Below are 21,112 nucleotides of genomic sequence, written 5' to 3'. Positions count from 1 at the left end.
AGATCCGCCGTTGCAGGTGTGCCACCAAAGATGCCTGTTGCGGGGTCAAATGTTAACCAAGTCGGTAAAGCGGTTCCGTCTTCCTTTGTTGCTGTGTAAGTTAACGGATCTTTTTCAGCATCGGTAAATGTACCCGCTGGTACTGTATAACTAAATGCTGTGTTCACCGTAACTGATCGATCGGTAATTGCACTAGCTACGACAGGAGCAGTATTTTTAGTGAAGGTAACTTGGTTATCTGTACTGGTACTGGCTGCTATGTTAGGATTCCCAGCTATATCCGTAACCGCATTGGCATTAATACTAGCAATCACAGTACCCGCTTGGGTCATACCACTAATTGCCACATTGTAAGTTGTACCACCTCCTGTCACCTCGGTGGTAGTGGCTCCGGCTGTACCACTGAGAGTAACTTTCGTCTTATCAAACCCCGTCACCGGTTCACTAAATTGAACGGTGTAGTTAATCAGGGTATTTTCCGTCGGGTCGGCTTGACTACTTCCTTGGTTAATCGTGACAGTGGGGGCGATACCATCAATAACTAAGGCTTTACTCCCTCCCAGGGATAGGGCTGAACCCAAGGTGGGGAGGGTTAATATAGCATTAAGTCCCCCAATATCTTGAATCGTGCCGCCATTGAGGGTGAGGGCATTTATGGTCAGAGATTCTAGGTCAAGGGACTCGTCTCCCCCTTGGACAATATAGTTAAAAGTGAGGGTTTTACCGCCGGTACCACTGCTGTAGGTAGCATATTGGTCGGTAGTTCCGGTTTCCAGTTGCAGTTGAGGTTTGCCCACGACAGTAACAGGGACATCAAATTCCGCGGTAATGCTAATGGTTTGGCCAATACCATAGAGACCATCTAGGGTAGTGGAGGTGACACGGGTGATGGTTGGAGAGCGATCGCGCAGGAAAATGTCACGAGAGCTGTTAGTGTCCCCTGTCACCAGGTTGGAGGCATCAGACTCAAACACCACATAACGCCCATCGGCTGAGATACTGGGATTAAAGGAGTTGCTATTTCCCTCAGCAGCAGCGGAGTCAAGGGAGAGGCGGGTGGTGATGTTCGTCTGTGTATCTCGCAGGAAAATGTCAGCCCTGCTGTTAGTGTCCCCTGTCACCAGGTTGGAGGCAAAAGAGTAAAACACCACATAACGCCCATCGGGTGAGATACTGGGCTGATCGGAGCCGCCATTTCCCTCAGCAGCAGCGGAGTCAAGGGAGAGGCGGGTGGTGATGTTCGTCTGTGTATCTCGCAGGAAAATGTCATTCGTAAAGTTAGTGTCCCCTGCCACCAGGTTGGAGGCAAAAGACTGAAACACCACATAACGCCCATCGGGTGAGATACTGGGATTAGTGGAGTCGCCATTTCCCTGAGCAGCAGCGGAGTCAAGGGAGAGGCGGGTGGTGGTGTTCGTCTGTGTATCTCGCAGGAAAATGTCATTCCTAGAGTTAGTGTCCCCTGTCACCAGGTTGGAGGCATTAGACCCAAACACCACATAACGCCCATCGGCTGAGATACTGGGATTACCGGAGCCGTTATTTCCCTGAGCAGCAGCGGAGTCAAGGGAGAGGCGGGTGGTGATGTTCGTCTGTGTATCTCGCAGGAAAATGTCACCATTATTGTTAGTGTCCCCTGTCACCAGGTTGGAGGCAAAAGACCGAAACACCACATAACGCCCATCGGGTGAGATACTGGGATTAGTGGAGTCGCTATTTCCCTGAGCAGCAGCGGAGTCAAGGGAGAGGCGGGTGGTGATGTTCGTCAGTGTATCTCGCAGAAAAATGTCATTCCTAGAGTTAGTGTCCCCTGTCACCAGGTTGGAGGCATTAGACTCAAACACCACATAACGCCCATCGGCTGAGATTCTGGGATTAAGGGAGGAGCTATTTCCCTCAGCAGCAGCGGAGTCAAGGGAGAGGCGGGTGGTAATACCAAGGGTGTGGGCGTAGGAAGCCAGAACCTTTGCTGTGAAAGGGAGCTGTGGTGCTTCTGGGGAGGGGGGAATTTGGTGAGAGAGTTCCCAGGTCCCCCCCTTGGTGGCACTTCCGGTGGGGTTGGGGTTGGCCGCGATGTTTGCGCCTGTGAGTTGGTGTAATTTTTCGATAAATTCAGCCCCCGCGTCTCCCGCCGCAACGGAACACCCATAGAGGAGAATCTGGCTTGCTGTTAGTCCCCATTGTTGCAGTTGGTTCGCGTATAGGCTCAGAGTATCGAGACTCAGTTGGGTATTACCGAGATAGAGGATACCCGGAGCCCCGTGTGAAAGGATATGTATCGCTTCAATATCTTTTTGATTGGCTAAGGCGTTTGTAATTTGTGCGATGCCGCTCGAATTTTCATTTAAAATGAAAATTCGAGCGGCATCGATACCTTGGATCAGGCTTTGATAATTCTGTACAGAAGAGTCTACGAAAATAATTTGCTTGTTCATGTTTGGTACGTTCATAATTGCTGAAATCCTTTATATCTATCGTTTACATCCAAGTCGGGCCGGGCTTGAAACCCCCGCCTCAAAGCTCAAGTCCTCTTGCATAGGACTGAAGAATTTATTAGTCTTATTGCTCAAATCAATCGAGCTGTAAAATTGTTAGCCCGTTCCCCTTTTTCACGGGAAATAAACGTGGAAAACTGATTGTCTTCGCTCATGGCGCACAACATTCTCTCCACTAATCCCCCGACTGGGCTAGTCATAGCAGCGTGAAAGCGGGGATTTTGTCGTAGTAATGCAGCCAGTAAAGTAGAGCCTGAGCGGGGTAGTCCTGATATGAAGTGGGCTTTCACTGGCCTCGTGGGGGAATGGATTTCTATAACATTAGATGCAACCTAAATGTATCATACCACAGACATATCTTTTATAGCCTATCTTTATTTAACATTTCGCAACACAACATCCAGGTTTACGATATCTTTACAATCTAGACATCGTGGGTTGGCTTTCCCTATCTCTATCATTGCTTAGGGCCCCTGCCTCTGTCAGTCGGAAAAGTCGGATCATAAAGTCGGAAAAGTCGGATCTTTTCCATGTGGACATAATTTAGACCTCCCTCAGAGGCTGTGGGTATGAGGGTTTATTTGTTTTAGCGGAATTTTATTGGCTATTTTGCCAGACAGCATTAAGGTTGACGATATCTTGAGAATCTAGACATCGCCCTTGTTAATTACTTTGGAATTTTTGACCGCAGATGGTGGCGGATATACGGATGGACGCAGATGAATTTAGTTTAGTCTTGGACGCACGGGTGGTCAGAAACCGGGTTTTTGCGAAAATACTGCGTTACAGTCGGCAGATGCGGTAAAAAACCCGGTTTCTTTGGTTTTTGATGCGTACTGGGTGGATATACGCGGATGGACGCAGATTAGGATACAGTTTGTTTAGTTACTTCTACATAAATATGTTCTAACCGCACCGGATAACGAGCGATTGAATCAATAGAAATCCCGTCGAACAGCAAAATAATTTCTTTTAATTCTAAACGTTCCGGCAGCCAAAAAGCCAAATCGCTACCGTAGCGGCGGGGAATGAAACTGTATTGTTTAGCGCGGGCGATAACTTCAGCTTCTTCGTCGGTTTTTACCACGATAATTTCTTGAGCCGGAATCAGTTTTTGCAACTCTTCCAAACTGCCCTCAGCTACAATACTGCCATTCTTTAAAATTCCAATTCTCTGACACAGCCGCTCAGCTTCATCCAACAAGTGAGTTGTCAGCAAAATTGTAATTCCTTCCGACTGCAAGCGCTGAATTAATTCCCAAATTTCATAGCGAGCCTCAATATCTAAACCCGTTGTCGGTTCATCTAAAATTACTAATTTAGGCTGGTGTACCAAAGCCACCGCAATATTCAAGCGGCGCTGCATTCCTCCGCTCAAAGTTTCCACAGGGCTTGTAGCTCTATCTGTCAAATTAACTGCTTTCAAACAGTGTCTTACTTGATAGCGCCGCTGTTTGCGCTCTAAGCCGTAAATTTGAGCAAAAAAATTGAGGTTTTCTTCGCAGCTAAGGCTTTTGTAAAGCAAATTTTCTTGGGGCGCTACACCGATTAAGGATTTTGTAGCTTCGTAAACAGGCTCGCCATTGATGGAAACTTTGCCGCTGTCGGCATTTAGCAAATTGCATAAAATATTGATAGTTGTAGTTTTGCCCGCCCCGTTTGGCCCCAGCAAACCGTAAATTTCTCCTGCTTGAATGTGCAGTGTTAAATCTTTAAGCACTGAGCGCTCGCCGTAAGACTTATTTAGCTTTTCTATTTGCAGCACTGCTTTAATTCTCCGTATTATTTTATATATTTACGATTTTTTCGGAATTATTTAACCGCAGAGAGCGCAGAGGGCGCAGAGGAAGAGAAGAGAGAGATGAATAATTACGACATAATAATGAGATAGTTTTAAAGTCTTCTTTCTACTCTCAGCATCCTGCGGTAAGAAAGCCATCCACCTGCAATCATGGCAATAGAAAATATGAATAAATACCAAAAGTGTTCTGCAATATCAGCCAAATCTTTGCCGTCAGCCCACACGCCCATCAGCGCTTCGTTCATGTGATAAATTGGATTATACTGGGCGAGATCCAGCAGACTTTTGGGAAAGAGCGAAGTCGGTAAGAATGCGCCTCCTAAAATCAATAAAGGAACGCCGAAAGCGGCTACTAGGGAGTTGACATCTTCAGTGCGCCTCGCAAACTGGGTGCCGAGAATAAAGCCTACACCTACATAAGATACAATACTGAGCAGAATAATCGCACATCCTAACAGAATAGAGCCTTGAAATTGTGCTCCTAAAAAAGAGGCGATCGTATATACTAAAATTACCTGACCGATGCCGATGCAACTGTGAGCCAGGAAAATCCCTAAAAAGTAGGAAGTGCCGCTCAGCGGGGAAATAAACAAGCGTTTGAGGGTATGCTGTTCTCGCTCTGCTACTACTGTTGCTACGCTACCGCCGAGACAGCTAAAAAATAAAGCCGCTCCTACTAAGCTTGCAGGTGCAGCAGTTTCAAAGGCTTTTGCTGTGGTGAGATTAGCGCGTTCTTTTAAAATTAAAGCGTTAATTAGCAAGATAGAAACTGGAAATATACTCCACAAGACTAAGCTGCGCCGCCGCCTACCCAATTCAATTAAAATCCGCTGTGCTACTGCGAGGGTTTCGTACCAGTATTTCATTTTAAATTTGTTAGCATTGTCATGGTTTGTAATCAAAAATTAAAGTTAATAGTTTATGATACAGTCATTACATAAGCTTGTCAAATAACTGTTCAAAATGTACACCATTGAATTAACATCAGGCAAGGTCGGAGATGGCAATGCCCAAGGCGTGTCAACTTAAACTTTTCCTCCGCAAGTCCTCCCGCTCACCCGGCAGTCCGCCAGGGAATGAATTCCCTGTCTAATAGCTAAAGTCCTCTGAAAGAGGACTGAAGAACTCATTAGTCCTATGCAAGAGGACTTTAGTTTTGAGGCAGGGGTTTCAACAATAGCCGGACTATTTGTTGTACGTTAAGTTGACGCCAATGGGCAATGCCGTTTCCCTAGCCCCAAAATAATCGTCCTGGTGACGATGTAAGCATCGCCCGATTAATTGTAGGGAAACGGCACTGCCGTGTCCTGATTTCGGCTAAGGGGTAAAATCAACCGCATTAGATGATGAAATTACCCTTGCGAGTGGTCTGTTGATACAACCCATCGACAACATGGCTATTGAGGAGACGGCAGTGCCGTTTCCCTACCCCAAAATAATCAATAATTATTACTTAATCGTAAAGTTCTTACCTCTGTAGCATCCTTGAAAAGAAGTTAAACTGGTGCTGTTTCTCTGTTCCAATTTAGTCACGAGGGAAGAAGTATTGCTACTTTCAGCGGTAGCGCCCCACTTGTAGATAAAGTCGCCGAGATTGTTTCCGGTTTCTTCGTAGCTGTGCTCTTCAATTGGAATTCCCGAAACTCCTGAAACAGTTTGGTTGTGGTATCCGTTAAGGATGATTTTTTCGATAACTGCGCCCGGTTCTGCGGTAATGTTCCACTGCACGGGTTCGTAGGCTGAAAGTGCGAGAATTATGGGCTTGTTTCGGCGTTCTACTTTGACTTCGATCGCCCTTTTAGACAAATCTCGGTTCTTGTGATCCGCATTGGCTTCGTAAACGCCTATTAAATGAAGTTCTTTGTTTCCGCTTGACGAACCGATATAAGCTGAAAAATCGTCGGAACCTCCAAGCCCGCAGTTGGCGCCAGAACTAATTGGGGAAACAAAAGCTGTTTTTTCGGCTAGTTTCTGCTGCACTGCCGGTACTACCCACAATCCGGTTCCGATGCCTAAAGCACCTATCAAAGCGGCGGCGATACCGAAAGGAAGGGCATTTGTCAGGTTGCGAACAACTGGTTTGGCTGTTAGTTGAGATAGCGTTTGCTGCCAAGTTTCACCAGTTTGTCGATCGGCATTCCCGCCATCGAGACAAGCCAATAAACCTAAACTTTCCGGCTGTTCGAGCAGACTTTGAACTGTTTTCCCTTCACCGACGTAGAGATTTCTAGTTTCGGTGTCTAAAAGCAGCCAGTAGCGATCGCCCTCGCTGAGGTTGTACTCTTGTAGGGCAGGATCGACTAAATCGTGCTGCAAAAACACCAGCCAAGCCATATTATTGCCAGTGCCGACTGTTTTGCCGTCGCTGGATATAAGTTGGTCGATGTCGGGCTCCCAGCGCCAAGCTACCCAGCGACTATCTCCTCGATAGCCCAGGGATTTTTCTAGTTGCGGATGAGCGGTTATTTCTAAGCGTTGAACTAAGTTTGACACTAGATTTCCTCCTCAAGTGCGTTAGCGAATCCCGCCCCTACGGGGGCTACGCCAACGCAGAGGATCGGGTCTAGAGCAATTTTGTTCCAATTTATTAAAACAAATATTTTGCTCATGAAGAGCCTCCGAATAATCGGGTTAATTTTGTCTTGCTAATGTTATCAGCCGGCACTTTCCCAACCACACAGGCTTAACAAAAATATGCCTGTTGAATGGTTTAGCTTGAGAACTTGGAGCTGGGGAGCACCCGCCTGGTAATAATTTTAACCTGTGCTGATAACTAATCCTGTTACGGATTAAAGCTAGCTATCTATCACTGCTTCTACCTGGTTGTCCAGTTTTAAAAGAGTGCTTAGCCGATAGCGTCTACAAGTTCTTAGCTTAACTTTTATTTGGCTACTCTGCTACAAAATATGCCGATCGCACCTAACATCAATATTATGCAGGCAAATAAATATTCCGGCTTTCTCGTGGCTGAAATATCCCTGAAAAAGAGAACGTTTCCGAGAAACCCGGTTTCTGTGATGAAAGTTCTGACCGAAAGCATTCAGGATACCCGCCACGTGATTCATCCGTCCAGAAATAAAAAACCTGTATCCGATGAAACTTGCCGAACGTATTTATCTCGCGCAAGTCAATCAAAAATCAAAAATCAAAAATCAAAAATCGATTGACACTTCGCCTATTACTAGCGGGGGCCATCAATCGCATCTCTAGTCGGCGCAACACCTCCAGGGCCAAAGGAACTCGGCGGCACTCTCGGAAGATTGAGATTGCGATTGGGAACTAAATCGCTGTTGCTGTCGCCAGCATTTCCACCCGTGGGAGACGCACTATTATTGGGGCTGGTACTCGGTGAACTTCCCGGATTGAGATTATTGGGATTGGTATTCGGCGAAGTTCCCAGATTGGGATTATTGGGAGTGGTACTCGGTGAACTTCCCGGATTGAGATTATTGGGATTGGTGGTTGGCGAAGTTCCCGGAGTCAGATTATTGGGAGTACCTGCGGGCGAAGTTCCCGGATTGACATTGTTGGGATTGTTGGGATTTGCCGTGCCAGTAGGAGTAGTTATCGGGGTGCCGACAGCATCTCTGGTGATGGCGTTGGGGTTCGGGGGAGGAGGCGGAGTGCTTGCATTGGGGTTATTTGCAGGAGCATTGCCCGCAACCGGATTCGTGTTTTGGGGAGCAGCGTTACTGCCACACAAACTGACTAAATCAAAAGTTGTGCCGCCTGGAGTTTCGATGAAGCAAACCGGCACATTTACTTGGGGGTTTGAGGCTCTGGGAAAATCGGCTGTTCCCGGCATGGGACGGCTAAAGGCAGCTTCAGCCATCAGTGGGGTCAAGGCAGCCGATAGAGCGGCGATTGTTCGCAATAATCTCATCAGCGTTTCCTCAAATGTATAATTTTATTTTCTCCAGTATTGCCCATAAATCGCCAAGTGTCGTCACTCTAAAAGCCGATCGATCTTTTTGACAACTGCTTCTTATGGGCCACCCCTGGCTGCAACATCTCGCGCCGACAGAAAGTACAGGTAGAAAAAGCCGATAAGCTAATCCGCCTTTAAATTGCCCGGTAAAATAAATTTTCACTCTTGTGGGGTGGGCATCCTGCCCGCCCTCAAAATACAATTTAAATGCACAACAGCTTAGTGCAACTGTCGCGCATCCGTTGCCCTTCTTCCTTGATATTTTTAGTAGCGAATTCGCGGGTCAACGTAAGCATTCAAAATATCAATTACAATGCTGGCAATTACAACTATTGCCGCAAAAAACACCACAATACCTTGAACAGTTGGATAATCCCGCAAGCTAATCGCTTCGTAAAGGCGATTTGCCAACCCCGGCCAAGAAAAAGTAACCTCTGTTAAAATAGCACCGCCCAACAGTGCAGCAAAAGTCAATCCTAAGACAGTAATCACCGGAATTAGTGCATTTTTCAGAGCGTGCGCCCATAAAATCTGGAATTCGGGAATGCCTCTAGCTCTAGCTGCTTCGACATAATCTGCTTGCAAAGTTTGCTTGAGATTCACTCTGACAATCCGCTCGAAAATGCCGCTCAAAAGAATCCCCAAGGTCAAACTCGGAAGTGCCAAATAATGCAAAGATGTGAGAAACTGACCAGGGTTAGCGCTCAGCAGACTGTCAATAGTGTATAGTCCTGTGTAGCCTTCGGGGGCGGGGAATGTGACAGGAAAGCGAGTTCCCAAGGGAAACCATCCCAACTGCACTGCGAAAATCAATTGCAAAACCATACCAGCCCAAAAAGCCGGCAGCGAGTAAGTGATAATGCCAAACAAACGGCCGAGAGCATCGAAAATAGTGTTAGGGCGGGATGCTGCTAAGGAACCGATACTGATGCCGACAATTAAAGCTATGGCCATGCTACAAACTGCTAATTCGACTGTAGCGGGGAAATAGTCTCCGATAATTTGCCACACGGTTTGTCCGCGAGTGGTGATGGATGTTCCCAAGTTCAGACTGAATAAGTCTTTCATGTAGTTGAGATATTGCTGCCACAGGGGTGCGTCGAGACCGAGTTGAGCTCGCATTGCTTCTTTGGCGGCTGCGGGAGCTCGTGAGCCGAGAATGGCATCTATGGGGTCGCCCGGAGTAGCCCGCAAGAGCAAAAATACTGCTGTGGTGATTGTCCACAACATTAGCGGTGCCAGAAGCAAGCGGAGAAAAATATAAGATTGTAGGGCTTTGGAACGAGACATAATATTTGGGAATTGCCAATTGGAAATTGGAAAGAGACAGTTGAGTGGATGTTACTTACATCTTGCACTATTCTCAAGAACAGGCAAGATGCCTGTTCCACAACAGATAAATTTTATTGTGGGCCGTTGCTCAGAGCAACGGCCTGAAAGGATGATTGAGAATGGTGCAATATCTCAGTTTTAGCGAAAAAGTCGATCGACTTTTTCGCAATTGGCGATTTTCCTATTCGCCCAGCAGTGATTCAAATGCAGCTTGCAAAGACTTGATATCGCCTACTCTGGCTACTAACAAGTTTTCGCTGCCGGCATCCTGCAGCCTGTGTCTCCAATACTGGATGCTATCAGAGTTGTTCATCCAGAAACTAATCACGGTGTCTACAACTCGATCGACATCCCAGCCTTGCTGAGGAGAAACTGTCTCTACGGATGCCACAAACGCATCGAGAGTGCACTTTCGGTTTGCCAAGTATTCTACACCGGACGGCTGCTGTTGTTGCAGCAATTCCTGCTGCTGGTTAAAAAATGTTAAAGTTGGAGATACGCCCAGGATTTCAAATGTATAGTTCATGTCATCCTCCAGAAGTATTATTTTGCCCAAATGTCGATCGTCCAAAAAAGCTAAAAACGCTTTACTTTGCTGGCGTTGATGAAATGCAGATGCTTCAATTATCCTCTTTGTAGTCGATCTGGATTTTGGCGGCTTATCTTATTAATAGCAAATTTTTTAACACCAGATTGTCACAGAATTTACATTTGTCCTGGGACTGTAGAAAAAATGAAAATAAAATTTTTATTAACCGGGCGTAAGGAAGAGAATTCCCACCCGCAAAAAGTGAGCTTATTTTAGATTAAAAAGTTTAGATTAAAAAATTGAATAATTGGCAATGACTGATGACAAGCAGGATGGGGAACACGGGCCTAAAGTTGCATTTTTTACGGCGTGTGACTTTTTTATCGGGAGTCTGCAGAGCGATCGCCACATTCAGACAAGTAGTGGCATGATTAATATTACAAGTTTTTAGAGTAGCGGTGGAAACCTCAGCCCCGTTTTGAGCAGTCGGCCACTGCACTTCACTATGTGTGTACAACGTTGTAACTTATATCGAGGGTGATTTTAACTGAGATATTGTACCATTCTCGCTTAACAAACCGAAAAGCCTGTTCCACAATAAAATTCCCTCTTTGAGAGAATAGGCCGAAAAGCCTGTTCATAAAAAGCTTATTGAGAATGGTGCAACATTTCAGTTTAAGCGACAAACGATACACAAACCCGGTAGGTGTCAGAATATTGATGTTATTGAAAAATCTGAGCAGTTGTGTGATGAAAAGCTCGCCCAAGATGTCACTAAGCCTAGTCTTGTTGATACCGCTGGTGGTACAAATCTCCGTAGCAGTCGGCGTGACTGGATGGCTTTCGTTTCGCAACGGCCAGAAAGCCGTCAATGACCTTGCTACTAGGTTAAGCTTGGAAGTCGCAGCCAGAACCAAAGAAAATTTCCGCAGTTTTGGGGATGTATCTCATTTATTTCTACAAATGAATACTGCTGCGATCGCCTCTGGCAACTTAGACCCGGAAGACTTGCCCAACTTAGAGCGCTATTTGTGGAACCAGACCAAGCTGAGCGATCGAAATACAACCATTTACTATGGCGACGAACAGGGCAGATTCGTCTTGCTCAAGCGAGAAGCAGAACACTTAGTATACATCAGAGACGAATCAACCGCTCCAAACCGCGAAATTTATCGCCTCGATAGCCAAGGAAATCGCACTGAGCTAATCCAAATCGTCCCCTATGACCCCCGTACTAGACCGTGGTACAAAGCTGCCAAACAGTCAGGAAAAGCCACTTGGTCTCCCATCTACCCCTTCGCAGCCTCGCCAGTTCTGGGGATTACGCCGGTGATGCCTATTTACAATGAAACAGGAAACCTGCAGGGGGTATTGGCTATTGACTTGACTCTTTCTCAAATCAGCGATTTTCTCAAAAGCATCAAAATTAGCCCGTCAGGACAAGTTTTTGCGATCGAACGCAGCGGGAAAATAGTCGCCAGTTCCACAGACGAATTGCCTTTTGTCACCGGCCAAGACGGACAGGAACGGCTGTTGGCGACTAGGAGCAAAAATTTGCTAATTCGATCGGCTTCCACATACTTACAACAACGATTTGGTAGTTTTGAACAAATTGACAGCAAAGGACAGTTTACCTTCGATATAGACGGCAAACGTCAATTCATTACCGTTGCTCCCCTGCAAGACGGCCGCGGCCTCGATTGGCTGATTGTAGTCGCAATCCCGGAAGCAGACTTTATGGAGCAAATTAACGCCAACACTCGCACAACTATCTTATTGTGCTTTTTTGCCTTGGTACTGGCGATCGTTCTCGGAATATTTACCTCTCGCTGGGTTGTCAAACCGATTACCCGATTGTTGCAAGCTTCCAAAGCTTTAACAAAAATGTCTGAGTCATCCGACTTCACTTCCGCAGAATTAAATGGCGAAGTCGAAGTTCAAGGAATCAAAGAAATCGATCTCCTAGCTCAGTCTTTCAATCAAATGGCTAGACAATTGCGATCGTCTTTTGTTGCCCTAGAACAAACCAACTCTAGTTTAGAACAGCGAGTAGCAGAGCGGACGGCAGAACTCGAAGCCGCCGAAGCAGAATTGCGGGCTTTGTTTGCAGCCATGAGCGAATTAATTATAGTTCTCGACGCCAGCGGTCGCTATTTAAAAATCGCCCCCACAAATCTTTCTCTGCTCTACAAACCCATCGAAGAATTAGTAGGCAAAACACTCACAGAGGTGTTTCCGCAAGCTACAGCCAACAATTTTATCAACCACATCCGAACAGCTTTAGATACTCAACAAACTGTCAGTATCGAGTACAATTTAACCATTGACGACCGCGAAGTTTGTTTTGCCGCCAGCATTTCACCCCTTTCCGAAGAATCCGTCATTGTGGTAGCTCGCGACATTACCGAACAGAAGCGAGCCGAATCGGCGCGACGCCACAGGCAAAAACAATTGCTCAAACAAAATACGGTTTTGGTAGAATTGGCAAGAAATAAAGCGCTGTATCGAGGCGATTTGCAAGTAGCTTTTAGGCAAATTACCGAAGCAGCTACTCATACCCTAGATGCAGAACGAGCCGGAGCTTGGTTGTACGATGAAAGCCGCTCGAAACTGCACTGTCTCGACCAATTTAGCCGCAGCAACCCGCAGCATTCCCAAGGTGCCGAACTCGCAGCAGCAGACTATCCAGCTTATTTTAAAGCTTTGGAAGAACACCGGACGATCGCAGCCGATGACGCTCTCTCAGATGTGAGAACCAGAGAATTTGTGGAATCTTACTTTTCACAAGTGGGTACTACATCAACCTTAGATGCGCCCGTGCGGCTGGGAGGACAAACAGTCGGAGTCATCTGTATCGAACAAGTGGGAACTCCTCGCAACTGGACAGTAGAAGAACAAAATTTTGCTGCTTCCCTCGCAGATTTGGTATCATTGGCGATCGAAGCCAGCGAGCGCGATCGTACACAAAGCGCTTTGCGTCAAGCAGAACAAAAATATCGTAGCATCTTTGAAAATGCCGTCGAAGGCATTTTTCAAAGAACCCCCGAAGGCCATTTCTTGAGCGTAAATCCAGCTTTAGCCCGCATCTATGGCTACGCCACTCCCGAAGAATTGACATCAAATCTCACCAACATCAAACAGCAAGCTTACGTCAATCCTCAGCAGGGCGACAAGTTTATGCGCGTGATGGAAGAATTCGGAGAAGTTTCGGGGTTTGAGTCACAAGTTTACCGCGTTGACGGCAAGGTAATTTGGATTTCCGAAAGCGCGCGTGCAGTGTGTGACGCCAACGGCCAGGTACTCTACTATGAAGGCAGCGTCGAGGATATTAGCGATCGAAAAGTCTTTGAATCCGCCTTGCAACTCGCCCTAGAAGCAGCCGAAGCAGCTTCCACCGCAAAAAGCGCATTTTTAGCAAACATGAGCCACGAACTGCGAACACCTCTGAATGCCATCATCGGCTACAGCGAAATGCTCCAAGAAGAAACCGCAGAATTGGGCTACGATGAACTCACCCCAGATTTAGACAAAATTCGCACTTCCGGCCGACACTTGCTATCGCTCATTAACGACATTCTCGACATTTCTAAAATCGAAGCCGGCCGCATGGATCTTTACTTAGAAACCTTCAACATCGCCGCCTTGATTGAAGAAGTAGCATCCACCGCCGCGCCGCTAATTGAAAAGAACGGCAACACTCTCAACTTGCACAAAATTACTAATATCGGCACGATGCACGGTGACATTACCAAAGTGCAGCAGATTTTATTAAATTTGCTGAGCAATGCCGCCAAATTCACTCAAAACGGTACAATTACCCTCACCGCCAGCCGAGAAAAAATCGCGGGCGACAGCAGCGAAGCAAAACAAGAAAACACTGCGGAACCTGCCACAATTTCTCAATCTTCAATTGCTAGTAAAGAATTTTTAGTTATTAATTGTACAGATACAGGAATTGGGATGACTCCAGAGCAGTTGCAGCACATTTTCCAACCCTTTACCCAAGCAGACGCTTCCACCACGCGCAAGTACGGCGGCACCGGTTTGGGACTAGCCATCAGCCAACGTTTTTGTCTAATGATGGGCGGCAATATTTCCGTAAAAAGTCAGGAGGGTGTTGGTTCTACTTTTACGATCTGGTTGCCAGTTAATCTGCAAAATTAGGATGGATGGCACACGCAGCATTCAATTTCAGAAAAAAAGAATGCTGGCGCACCTTACAAAAGAAGTTTCCCTAAAAAAAGGGGAATACAAACCAAGTAGGGAAACTAAAAGTAAACATAACCTTGTGTTTAGGTTTGATTTTTTACTTTTATCTTACTCATTACGGCTGTGTACTTGGGTTAGATTCTCCATTCACCACCCCCGTAGTATCTATCTGATCGGCGAAATCTTGTTTTCCAGTTTCAATAAACCATTTATACTGCTCAAGCGTTTCGGGACGAGCACTCTCCAAACACATTTTTCTCCAGCGGGATGCCTCTTTTGTATCTTTTTTTTCTTCCAGAACATCTTCTAGCAAGCAATAAGCCATCCCTCCACCGAGCTGTTTTCCTTCAATTGCTTGGTCAATAGCAACTGCTTGTCTGATTTCTTTTTCAGCCGCTTGATACTGTTTTTGTTTGAGCAGTATCCAGCCCAAGTTTAGATGTAGTTCATAATTGAGTTGAGCATCTTCTTTCCTCACCCGTTGTACTCCCATCCGCAGTAAAGTTTCAGCGGTAACTCTATCGTTTTTACTAATATAAACGCGACCTAAATTATTAAAGGCGCGAGCCTCCCCTAGATTTAACACTTTTTCATATTCCTTCCTCGCTAAATCTATAGCTCCTAAAGATTCGTAGATTTGTCCCAAGGCAATTGGAATCTCCCAATTATTGGGGTTTATTTTGGCCGCTTGCTCGTATTTGCCTTTGGCTTTTTCCAGTAAACCTCTTTCGTAGAGTTTTTTTCCTTCTCGATAGTTCCAGTCACCAATCCGAGGTAAAGAGTTATAGACTCCCACAGAAGCCAACAATAACATTGCGGTAATTCCCAAGGTTGCTTGACTGTGAAACTGGGGAGAAATATTGAGTTTTTGGAGCAGATTTTTAATCTTTTCTTGTCCTGTGTCCTGCAAGGTGTGGATTACCGTCAGAAGTAACCCTCCTTGTCCCAGCAGGCCAAAGGTCTCAGCGAAGCTGATTCCTCCCGTGGAAAAGAGTTGAACGAAGGTTGTCATATAGGCCCCTACCGCCGTCAATCCCGCGATTGTCAGCCCGTTGAACAACCAATCTAAGCGATTTGAGGGGGAAACTTCCTCCTCGGAAGTCGGTTCGAGGAACCACCACCAAGCTTCTGGGGAGGGGTGAAATGTAGCTCGCCATTCTGCTAATTTTGCTCCTCGGGCGATCGCATTGGCTTGTTGTTTCAGGAAGTTGTCTAATTCGAGTAGTTTAGCCAAACTTTCCACAGAAAGCTGGGTTTTCTCGCTGAGTGCTTCTTTGATGGCATCGCGAGTAACTAAAATATGGAGAATGGCTATTTCTGAGGGTTCAGACTTGGCCAATTTTAGGTGAGCGAGAGCATCCGTATATTGAGCTAAGGCAAATTCTAATTTCACGATCGGACTTGAATAATTAGTAGATTCCTGAAAAAAGTTTACCGCAAATTGCAGGTATATACTTTAAGAAAATTGTACCCCACAGTTGCAGCACATTTTCCAACCCTTTACCCAACCAGACGCTTCTACCACGCGCAAGTACGGCAGCACCGGTTTGGGACTAGCAATCAGCCAGCGTTTTTGCCTAATGATGGGTGGCAATATTTCCGTAAAAAGTCAGGAGGGTGTGGGTTCTACTTTTACCATCCGCTTACCTGTTAATCATTAACTAATATGGGTATTTTTGAGCTATACTTCTATTACCAAATCTCGTAGGGGCGGGTTCACCAACAATCTTTGGTTCACATCCAAAATATTCATAAACCCGCCCCCACCAAACCAATTAACCCTGATTGCAGAACAATTTTTTGAGTATCTGCGATGGGTGGGGGCGGGTTTTTTAGTTCTGGGAATTGATGATATAAATTTGGGTGAACCCGCCCCCACCAAACCAATTAACCCTGATTGCGGAACAATTTTTTGAGTATCTGCGATGGGTGAAGGCGGGTTTTTTAGTTCTGGCAATTGATGATATAAATTTGGGTGAACCGCTCCGACAAATCTTTGAATTTCCAATTACCAATTACCTAGTCCCCATTACCTTTGAATGCTTCTCGGATCGAGAGCATCCCGCAACCCATCCCCCAATAAATTAAACGCCAAAACAGTCAAAATAATCAGTATCGCCGGAGGCCAAACCAACCAAGGCTGCAATACTAAAATTGAAGCATTAGTAGAGAGGGATAGTAAATTTCCCCAAGAAGGATCTGGCTGTTGAATTCCCAAGCCAATTAAACTCAAAACCGACTCCGCCACAATAAAACCCGGAACCGCCAAAGTAGCAGAAATAATTACATAAGTAGCAGTTTGTGGCAACACGTGGCGAACAATAATATAAATTGGATTGGCGCCCATTGCCCGCGCCGCTTGCACAAATTCTCGTTGTTTAATTGACAGTACCTGACCGCGAATTACCCGCGCCAAACCCGCCCAATTGATAAATGAAGTAATCAGCACAATCAATATAAATCGCTGAGCACTTGTCAATCCCGGCGGCAACACTGCTGCTAGCGCTACTAATAAATAAAGACCAGGAATAGTCATTAATACTTCGGCAAAGCGCATTAAGATACTGTCAATCCAACTGCCGAAATAACCCGATATTCCTCCGATTAACAATCCCAATGGAAAAGAAATTGCTATGCCAACTAAACCGATGCTGAGGCTAATTCTGCTGCCGTGTACTAAGCGGCTGAATTGATCGCGCGCTTGTTCATCCGTGCCTAAAATGTTAATTTGACCTTCTCCTGTAGTGCCAAAAAGATGCCTATCTAATGGCAAAACTCCTAAAAAATTATAGGGAGAACCTTTGACAAACAAACCGACAGCCGATGGTTTTTGCCAGTCTACAATTACCTCGCGAGCGCCGGTATTCGCATCCACTGGGCCCTGAGTTGTCGGATAAACGTGGGGCCCGATAAATCGCCCGTCTTGGGTGGTTAAATAAATCTGAGTCGGCGGCAATAATGAACCGTCTAATTGAGAGTCGTAGGGGTCGTAAGGTGCCACAAATTCGGCAAAAAGTGCGACTGTGTAAAAAATTAACAGTAGCACGGCTCCTAACCGAGCTAGAGGATTTTTTCTAAGATTTTGCCACCAGTTCATAAGTTTTTAGGTTTGAGATTTTAAGTTGGTTAGTAATCAAGACTAAAGTGCTTAAAGTTATTTGTAGAGACTTTAGTTTTTTATTGATGAACTCAGCAGCCAAAAATTAATTACTGAATAATAAAAAAATTCATAACTGAATTACTTACTACAAGAATTAGACTACTTTTGTTCATCTGCGACCAAGATTATTCTAGTTTCATCTTCGGGTATTTTCCCCAATTCCTCGCCGCTAAAAGGATTGTAGAAAAACGAGCCTGTTTGGGGTGGCAATTTGGGATTGAGTACAATTTCTACTATACTTTTTACAACCCCAGTGAGCGGAATTGCCAGGATAACTCCCAACAATCCTCCCACTCTACCTCCTAACAGCAAAGCTGTGAAAATAATTACCGGGCTCAATCCGGTGAGATTGCCCATGATTCGGGGAGCTACTAAATTATCCTTGATTTGCTGGAGACCGATCGCGACTACCAACACTTGCAGCGCCAGCCACCAATCAATAAAGGCTACAATTATACTAACAGTGCCAATTCCCAAAGTTGCTCCAATAAACGGAATTATTTCCGTCAATCCTATAAACACGGCAAACAACAGAAAAAACGGAACTTGCAGCCACCAAAAAGCCAGAGTCAACGAGATGGCCATCAATAGTCCCAGCAATAACTGTCCCGATACAAATCGCTGGAGGTTTCGCTGCAAAGTCTCTGTTAAAACATAGCGAATGTCTGGGGAAAAAATACTGGTCAAACCCTGCCAAACTCTTTGCCCGTCTAGGAGCATATAAAAGGAAATCACCACAATAAAAATCAAGTCCAAAAACCAGTTAACAGTACCGACAACTAAGCCTAAACTCGTACCTGCGAGCGCCTGCACTTGTTCCTGCACTTTCGCTGATAACTGCTGCTCCAATATTTGCACGTTAAACGGCAAATTGCGCTCGGCACTCCAGGCTTGAAATTCAGCTAGCTGCAGTCGCCCCGACTCCAGCAAATCCGGGAACCTCACCCCCAACTGTCTCGCTTGGCTGAACACGGGCGGCACAATAGTTAAACCGATTACTATTACTACCACACCTGCTGTTAAATAAACCAGCCCCGCCGCTACTCCCCGAGGCAAAAATACTTGCAGTCTTTTTACTGCATAATTTAATAAAAATGCAATGAGTCCCGCTGTTACTAAAATGCTGACCAGTTCCCCAACATAACTGACAGCAGTCAGGGTAAACCATCCCGTCACTAGCATTAGTAGCCAAGTAATTAGAAACTGTTGGACGGGAGAAAAGACGCTATTCATTGTGATTTTTGTCAATTAAACTGGTACAATTTCCTGACCCGATTTGTCGGGTTCTACGAGAAACACATTAGAGTATAGATTAGCAATAATCAGTTCAAGATTAGACTAAATGCTCTCAGTATTGATAAGCTGGTGACGGCAAAACCGCTTCGGGACAGACAATGCCAGCCCGATCGACCCCACGATCGGGAATCACGCTAATATTCAGTATGCCCCAGAGACCGATCAAATTAAATGTCGATCGCACAAACTTTGAGCAAATTTAATTAAAATCGCCATTGTAGGGTGAAAGTGCGCCAGACTCACCCAAAAGGAGGAAGCGTTAATCCAGAGGCCCTCCGCTAAAATAAAGTAAATATTATCGTAATCTTTCTTTACAATATCAAAAGCACAGGCTCATACTGGCGAGAGGAACTACCGTGACTAATCAAGTTTTTTCAGAAGCCGAAGAAAAGCAACCCCTTTCCCCCGTGGAGAGCGGGCGCGAAAGGAACTCAGCAGTGGATGTAGCTGAAAGTGAAGTCTCAGACAAATCTCCCTGGCAATTCTCCGGTGAGGATGATGAACGAGAAGTGGCGCTGGAAGTTCCAGAAATTGAGGCGGAACAAGTTTGGGAACCAGAAGTAACTGAATTTGGGCCCAGCAAAGAAATCAGGTGGCCTGCCTTGTTGGCGGGCGCAGGGATTGGCGTGGCTGCAACGTTGCTAGCAGTAAAATTGACTGGGGGCAATCAGAGTTCGCCGCCTGCAGCTCCAATTCCCTCGGCAACTCAGCAGGCGATTGCTCCGACGGTGACAGTCGCGCCTGTGGAATCTGCCCAGGTGGGTGAAACTCTGCAAGCGACGGGCACCGTGGCAGCCTATGACTTGCTACCGGTGCTACCACAAGCCAACGGTTTGCAAATTAAGCAGGTGTTGGTGAATGAAGGGGATGTGGTAGAAAAAGGTCAGACGATGGCGGTTTTGGACGATTCGGTGCTACGATCGCAAATTGCCGAAGCGCTGGCGGGAGTACAATCGGCCAATTCTACGGTAGAACAAGCCCAAGCTCAGGTACAGCAAGCCGAGTCAGCCCAACAAGAAGCCCAAGCAGGCGTGGCTCAAGCCCAAGCAGGCGTTGAAAAAGCCATCGCTGACGCAGCGCAAGCCAAAACAGGCGTGGGGCAGGCAAGGGCTGGTGTGGAACAAGCTAAAGCCGGTGTCACTCAAGCTAAAGCTGGCATTGCCTCCGCTCAGGCTAAATTAGATCAGGCTCAAAGAGAAGTAAATCGCACCCAAGATTTGGCGGCTCAGGGAGTAATTAGTCAGCAAGATTTGGAAAGACGCAAGACAGAGCGACAGACTGCTGTTCAAGATTTGAACAAAGCTAAAGCTGACTTGAATACAGCTTTGCAAGAACAGAATAAAGCAGCGGAAGAAGTGCAATCTTCTATTGCTAGAGTAGCTACTGCGGAAGCTAATATCAGTACGGCTAGAGCGGCCCTCGCCAGCGCTCGTGCTAAAGTGAATACGGCCGGAGCGAGTGTCAGTAGTGCCAGAGCAAATGTGGGAAATAACGCAGCAACTGTCCGCAGTAATGATGCACAAGTCAAACAGTTACAAACTCAACTAGAACAAACAATTGTTCGAGCGCCGGATAGTGGCACTGTGGCTGAAAGAATTGGTCGAGTTGGCGATGTTTCTTCGGGAAATCAAAAACTATTTTCGATTATTCGCGACAACAAGCTGGAACTACAATTGAAAGTACCGGAAAGTCAGGTTTCGCAAGTGCGGCCGGGAACAGCAGTGCAAATTACTTCGGATTCTGACAAGCGGATTAAGTTGTCAGGAACTGTGCGAGAAATTTCGCCGGTAGTTGACCCGCAAAATCGGCAAGCTACGGTGAAGATTGATTTGCCGACAAGCGAGTTTTTGCGATCGGGAATGTTTTTGCGCGCATCCATTTCGACGACAACGGCTCAAGGTTTGAAAGTGCCTGCTAAAGCTATTGTACCGCAATCTGACGGCAGTTCTATGGTTTACAAACTTGTGGGCGAAAACAAGGTGCAGGCTCAACCGGTGGAACTTGGGGAAATTTCCGGGGGTGCGGTGGGCGATTTGACTGCTGCTAAGGTGGTGGTTAAAAAAGGTTTGAAGGCGGGCGATCGGGTGGTTGTTACTGGGACTGGTTTTCTGAAGGATGGCGCTGAGGTTAAGGTTGGTAAATAGTTATGGGTTAGGGTTATTTAGAGTTAGGGTTATTTAGAGATTATTGCCTTTTTTGACCGCAGATGAAGGCAGATAAACGCTGATGAACCCCGATAACCACTGCCAATATTTCGATTACGCACGTCTACGGGGATTGCATAATATAAAGCACAGTCAACAGTCAACAATCACGGACGGTGTAACCGGAATTCATATCAATTATGTCTTTGGCAAATATT

General features: G+C 46.0%; 16 protein-coding genes and 1 pseudogene. 5 read left to right on the top strand and 12 right to left on the bottom strand.

What is annotated here, in order from left to right:
* The 5 genes from QUA88_RS10485 to QUA88_RS10465 all read right to left on the bottom strand — a co-directional run.
* The coding region (locus QUA88_RS10485; protein ID WP_333271599.1) for a DUF4347 domain-containing protein at positions 1-2,450 on the bottom strand (2,450 nt) is incomplete at its 3' end.
* Between the two features lie 116 nt (positions 2,451-2,566).
* Complete coding sequence (locus tag QUA88_RS10480) at positions 2,567-2,785, bottom strand: sulfotransferase (protein WP_333231626.1); 219 nt, start codon at positions 2,783-2,785, stop codon at positions 2,567-2,569.
* Positions 2,786-3,360: 575 nt separating this feature from the next.
* Complete coding sequence (locus QUA88_RS10475; RefSeq protein ID WP_333271596.1) at positions 3,361-4,260, bottom strand: ABC transporter ATP-binding protein; 900 nt, start codon at positions 4,258-4,260, stop codon at positions 3,361-3,363.
* A gap of 128 nt (positions 4,261-4,388) precedes the next feature.
* On the bottom strand, positions 4,389-5,162 hold the full coding sequence (locus QUA88_RS10470; RefSeq protein WP_333055667.1) for an ABC transporter permease: 774 nt from the start codon (positions 5,160-5,162) through the stop codon (positions 4,389-4,391).
* A gap of 583 nt (positions 5,163-5,745) precedes the next feature.
* Positions 5,746-6,789 carry a hypothetical protein gene (locus QUA88_RS10465; protein WP_333207893.1) on the bottom strand — a complete coding sequence of 348 codons (1,044 nt, stop codon included), beginning with the start codon at positions 6,787-6,789 and terminating at the stop codon, positions 5,746-5,748.
* Between the two features lie 440 nt (positions 6,790-7,229).
* On the opposite strand from QUA88_RS10465, the gene QUA88_RS10460 reads away from it, so the two are divergent.
* The gene (locus QUA88_RS10460) at positions 7,230-7,463 is read left to right on the top strand and encodes a hypothetical protein (RefSeq protein ID WP_333271592.1); all 234 of its coding nucleotides are present in this window, start codon (positions 7,230-7,232) and stop codon (positions 7,461-7,463) included.
* Positions 7,464-7,477: 14 nt separating this feature from the next.
* On the opposite strand, the gene QUA88_RS10455 is transcribed toward QUA88_RS10460, so the two are convergent.
* From QUA88_RS10455 to QUA88_RS10445, 3 genes are all read right to left on the bottom strand, one after another.
* Entirely contained in the window at positions 7,478-8,179 is a 702-nt protein-coding gene (locus QUA88_RS10455) for a hypothetical protein (RefSeq protein WP_333055665.1), read from the bottom strand.
* A 309-nt stretch (positions 8,180-8,488) separates the two neighbouring features.
* On the bottom strand, positions 8,489-9,514 hold the full coding sequence (locus QUA88_RS10450) for an ABC transporter permease (protein ID WP_333055664.1): 1,026 nt from the start codon (positions 9,512-9,514) through the stop codon (positions 8,489-8,491).
* 223 nt (positions 9,515-9,737) lie between these two features.
* A complete protein-coding gene (locus tag QUA88_RS10445; RefSeq protein ID WP_333055663.1) occupies positions 9,738-10,082 on the bottom strand; it encodes a hypothetical protein in 345 nt (114 codons plus the stop codon).
* Between the two features lie 316 nt (positions 10,083-10,398).
* Here QUA88_RS10445 and QUA88_RS10440 point away from each other — a divergent pair, with 316 nt between their 5' ends.
* Positions 10,399-10,536 carry a hypothetical protein gene (locus QUA88_RS10440; RefSeq protein ID WP_333207888.1) on the top strand — a complete coding sequence of 46 codons (138 nt, stop codon included), beginning with the start codon at positions 10,399-10,401 and terminating at the stop codon, positions 10,534-10,536.
* A gap of 299 nt (positions 10,537-10,835) precedes the next feature.
* Positions 10,836-14,249, top strand: a complete 3,414-nt coding sequence (locus tag QUA88_RS10435; protein ID WP_333207886.1) for a PAS domain S-box protein — start codon at positions 10,836-10,838, stop codon at positions 14,247-14,249.
* A gap of 160 nt (positions 14,250-14,409) precedes the next feature.
* Here QUA88_RS10435 and QUA88_RS10430 read toward each other — a convergent pair whose 3' ends face one another.
* Positions 14,410-15,687: a tetratricopeptide repeat protein gene (locus QUA88_RS10430; RefSeq protein ID WP_333055661.1), complete on the bottom strand. Its 1,278-nt coding sequence runs from the start codon at positions 15,685-15,687 to the stop codon at positions 14,410-14,412.
* Positions 15,688-15,769: 82 nt separating this feature from the next.
* Between QUA88_RS10430 and QUA88_RS10425 the strand changes: the two are divergent.
* A pseudogene (locus tag QUA88_RS10425) lies at positions 15,770-15,955 on the top strand (ATP-binding protein); the annotation flags it as partial.
* Positions 15,956-16,323: 368 nt separating this feature from the next.
* On the opposite strand, the gene QUA88_RS10420 reads toward QUA88_RS10425, so the two are convergent.
* The 3 genes from QUA88_RS10420 to QUA88_RS10410 form a co-directional block, all read right to left on the bottom strand.
* Positions 16,324-17,391 carry an ABC transporter permease gene (locus QUA88_RS10420; protein ID WP_333055659.1) on the bottom strand — a complete coding sequence of 356 codons (1,068 nt, stop codon included), beginning with the start codon at positions 17,389-17,391 and terminating at the stop codon, positions 16,324-16,326.
* 162 nt (positions 17,392-17,553) lie between these two features.
* On the bottom strand, positions 17,554-18,687 hold the full coding sequence (locus tag QUA88_RS10415; protein ID WP_333055658.1) for an AI-2E family transporter: 1,134 nt from the start codon (positions 18,685-18,687) through the stop codon (positions 17,554-17,556).
* A 115-nt stretch (positions 18,688-18,802) separates the two neighbouring features.
* Positions 18,803-18,934, bottom strand: coding sequence for a hypothetical protein (locus QUA88_RS10410; RefSeq protein ID WP_333260757.1), 132 nt, complete (start codon positions 18,932-18,934; stop codon positions 18,803-18,805).
* A 172-nt stretch (positions 18,935-19,106) separates the two neighbouring features.
* Here QUA88_RS10410 and QUA88_RS10405 point away from each other — a divergent pair, with 172 nt between their 5' ends.
* Positions 19,107-20,894, top strand: coding sequence for an efflux RND transporter periplasmic adaptor subunit (locus QUA88_RS10405; protein WP_333271586.1), 1,788 nt, complete (start codon positions 19,107-19,109; stop codon positions 20,892-20,894).
* Positions 20,895-21,112: the final 218 nt, after the last annotated feature.

It is taken from the genome of Microcoleus sp. D3_18_C2 (assembly GCF_036702395.1).
In the GTDB taxonomy this organism is placed as follows: domain Bacteria; phylum Cyanobacteriota; class Cyanobacteriia; order Cyanobacteriales; family Microcoleaceae; genus Microcoleus.
This window is presented reverse-complemented; position numbering and strand designations above follow the sequence as displayed.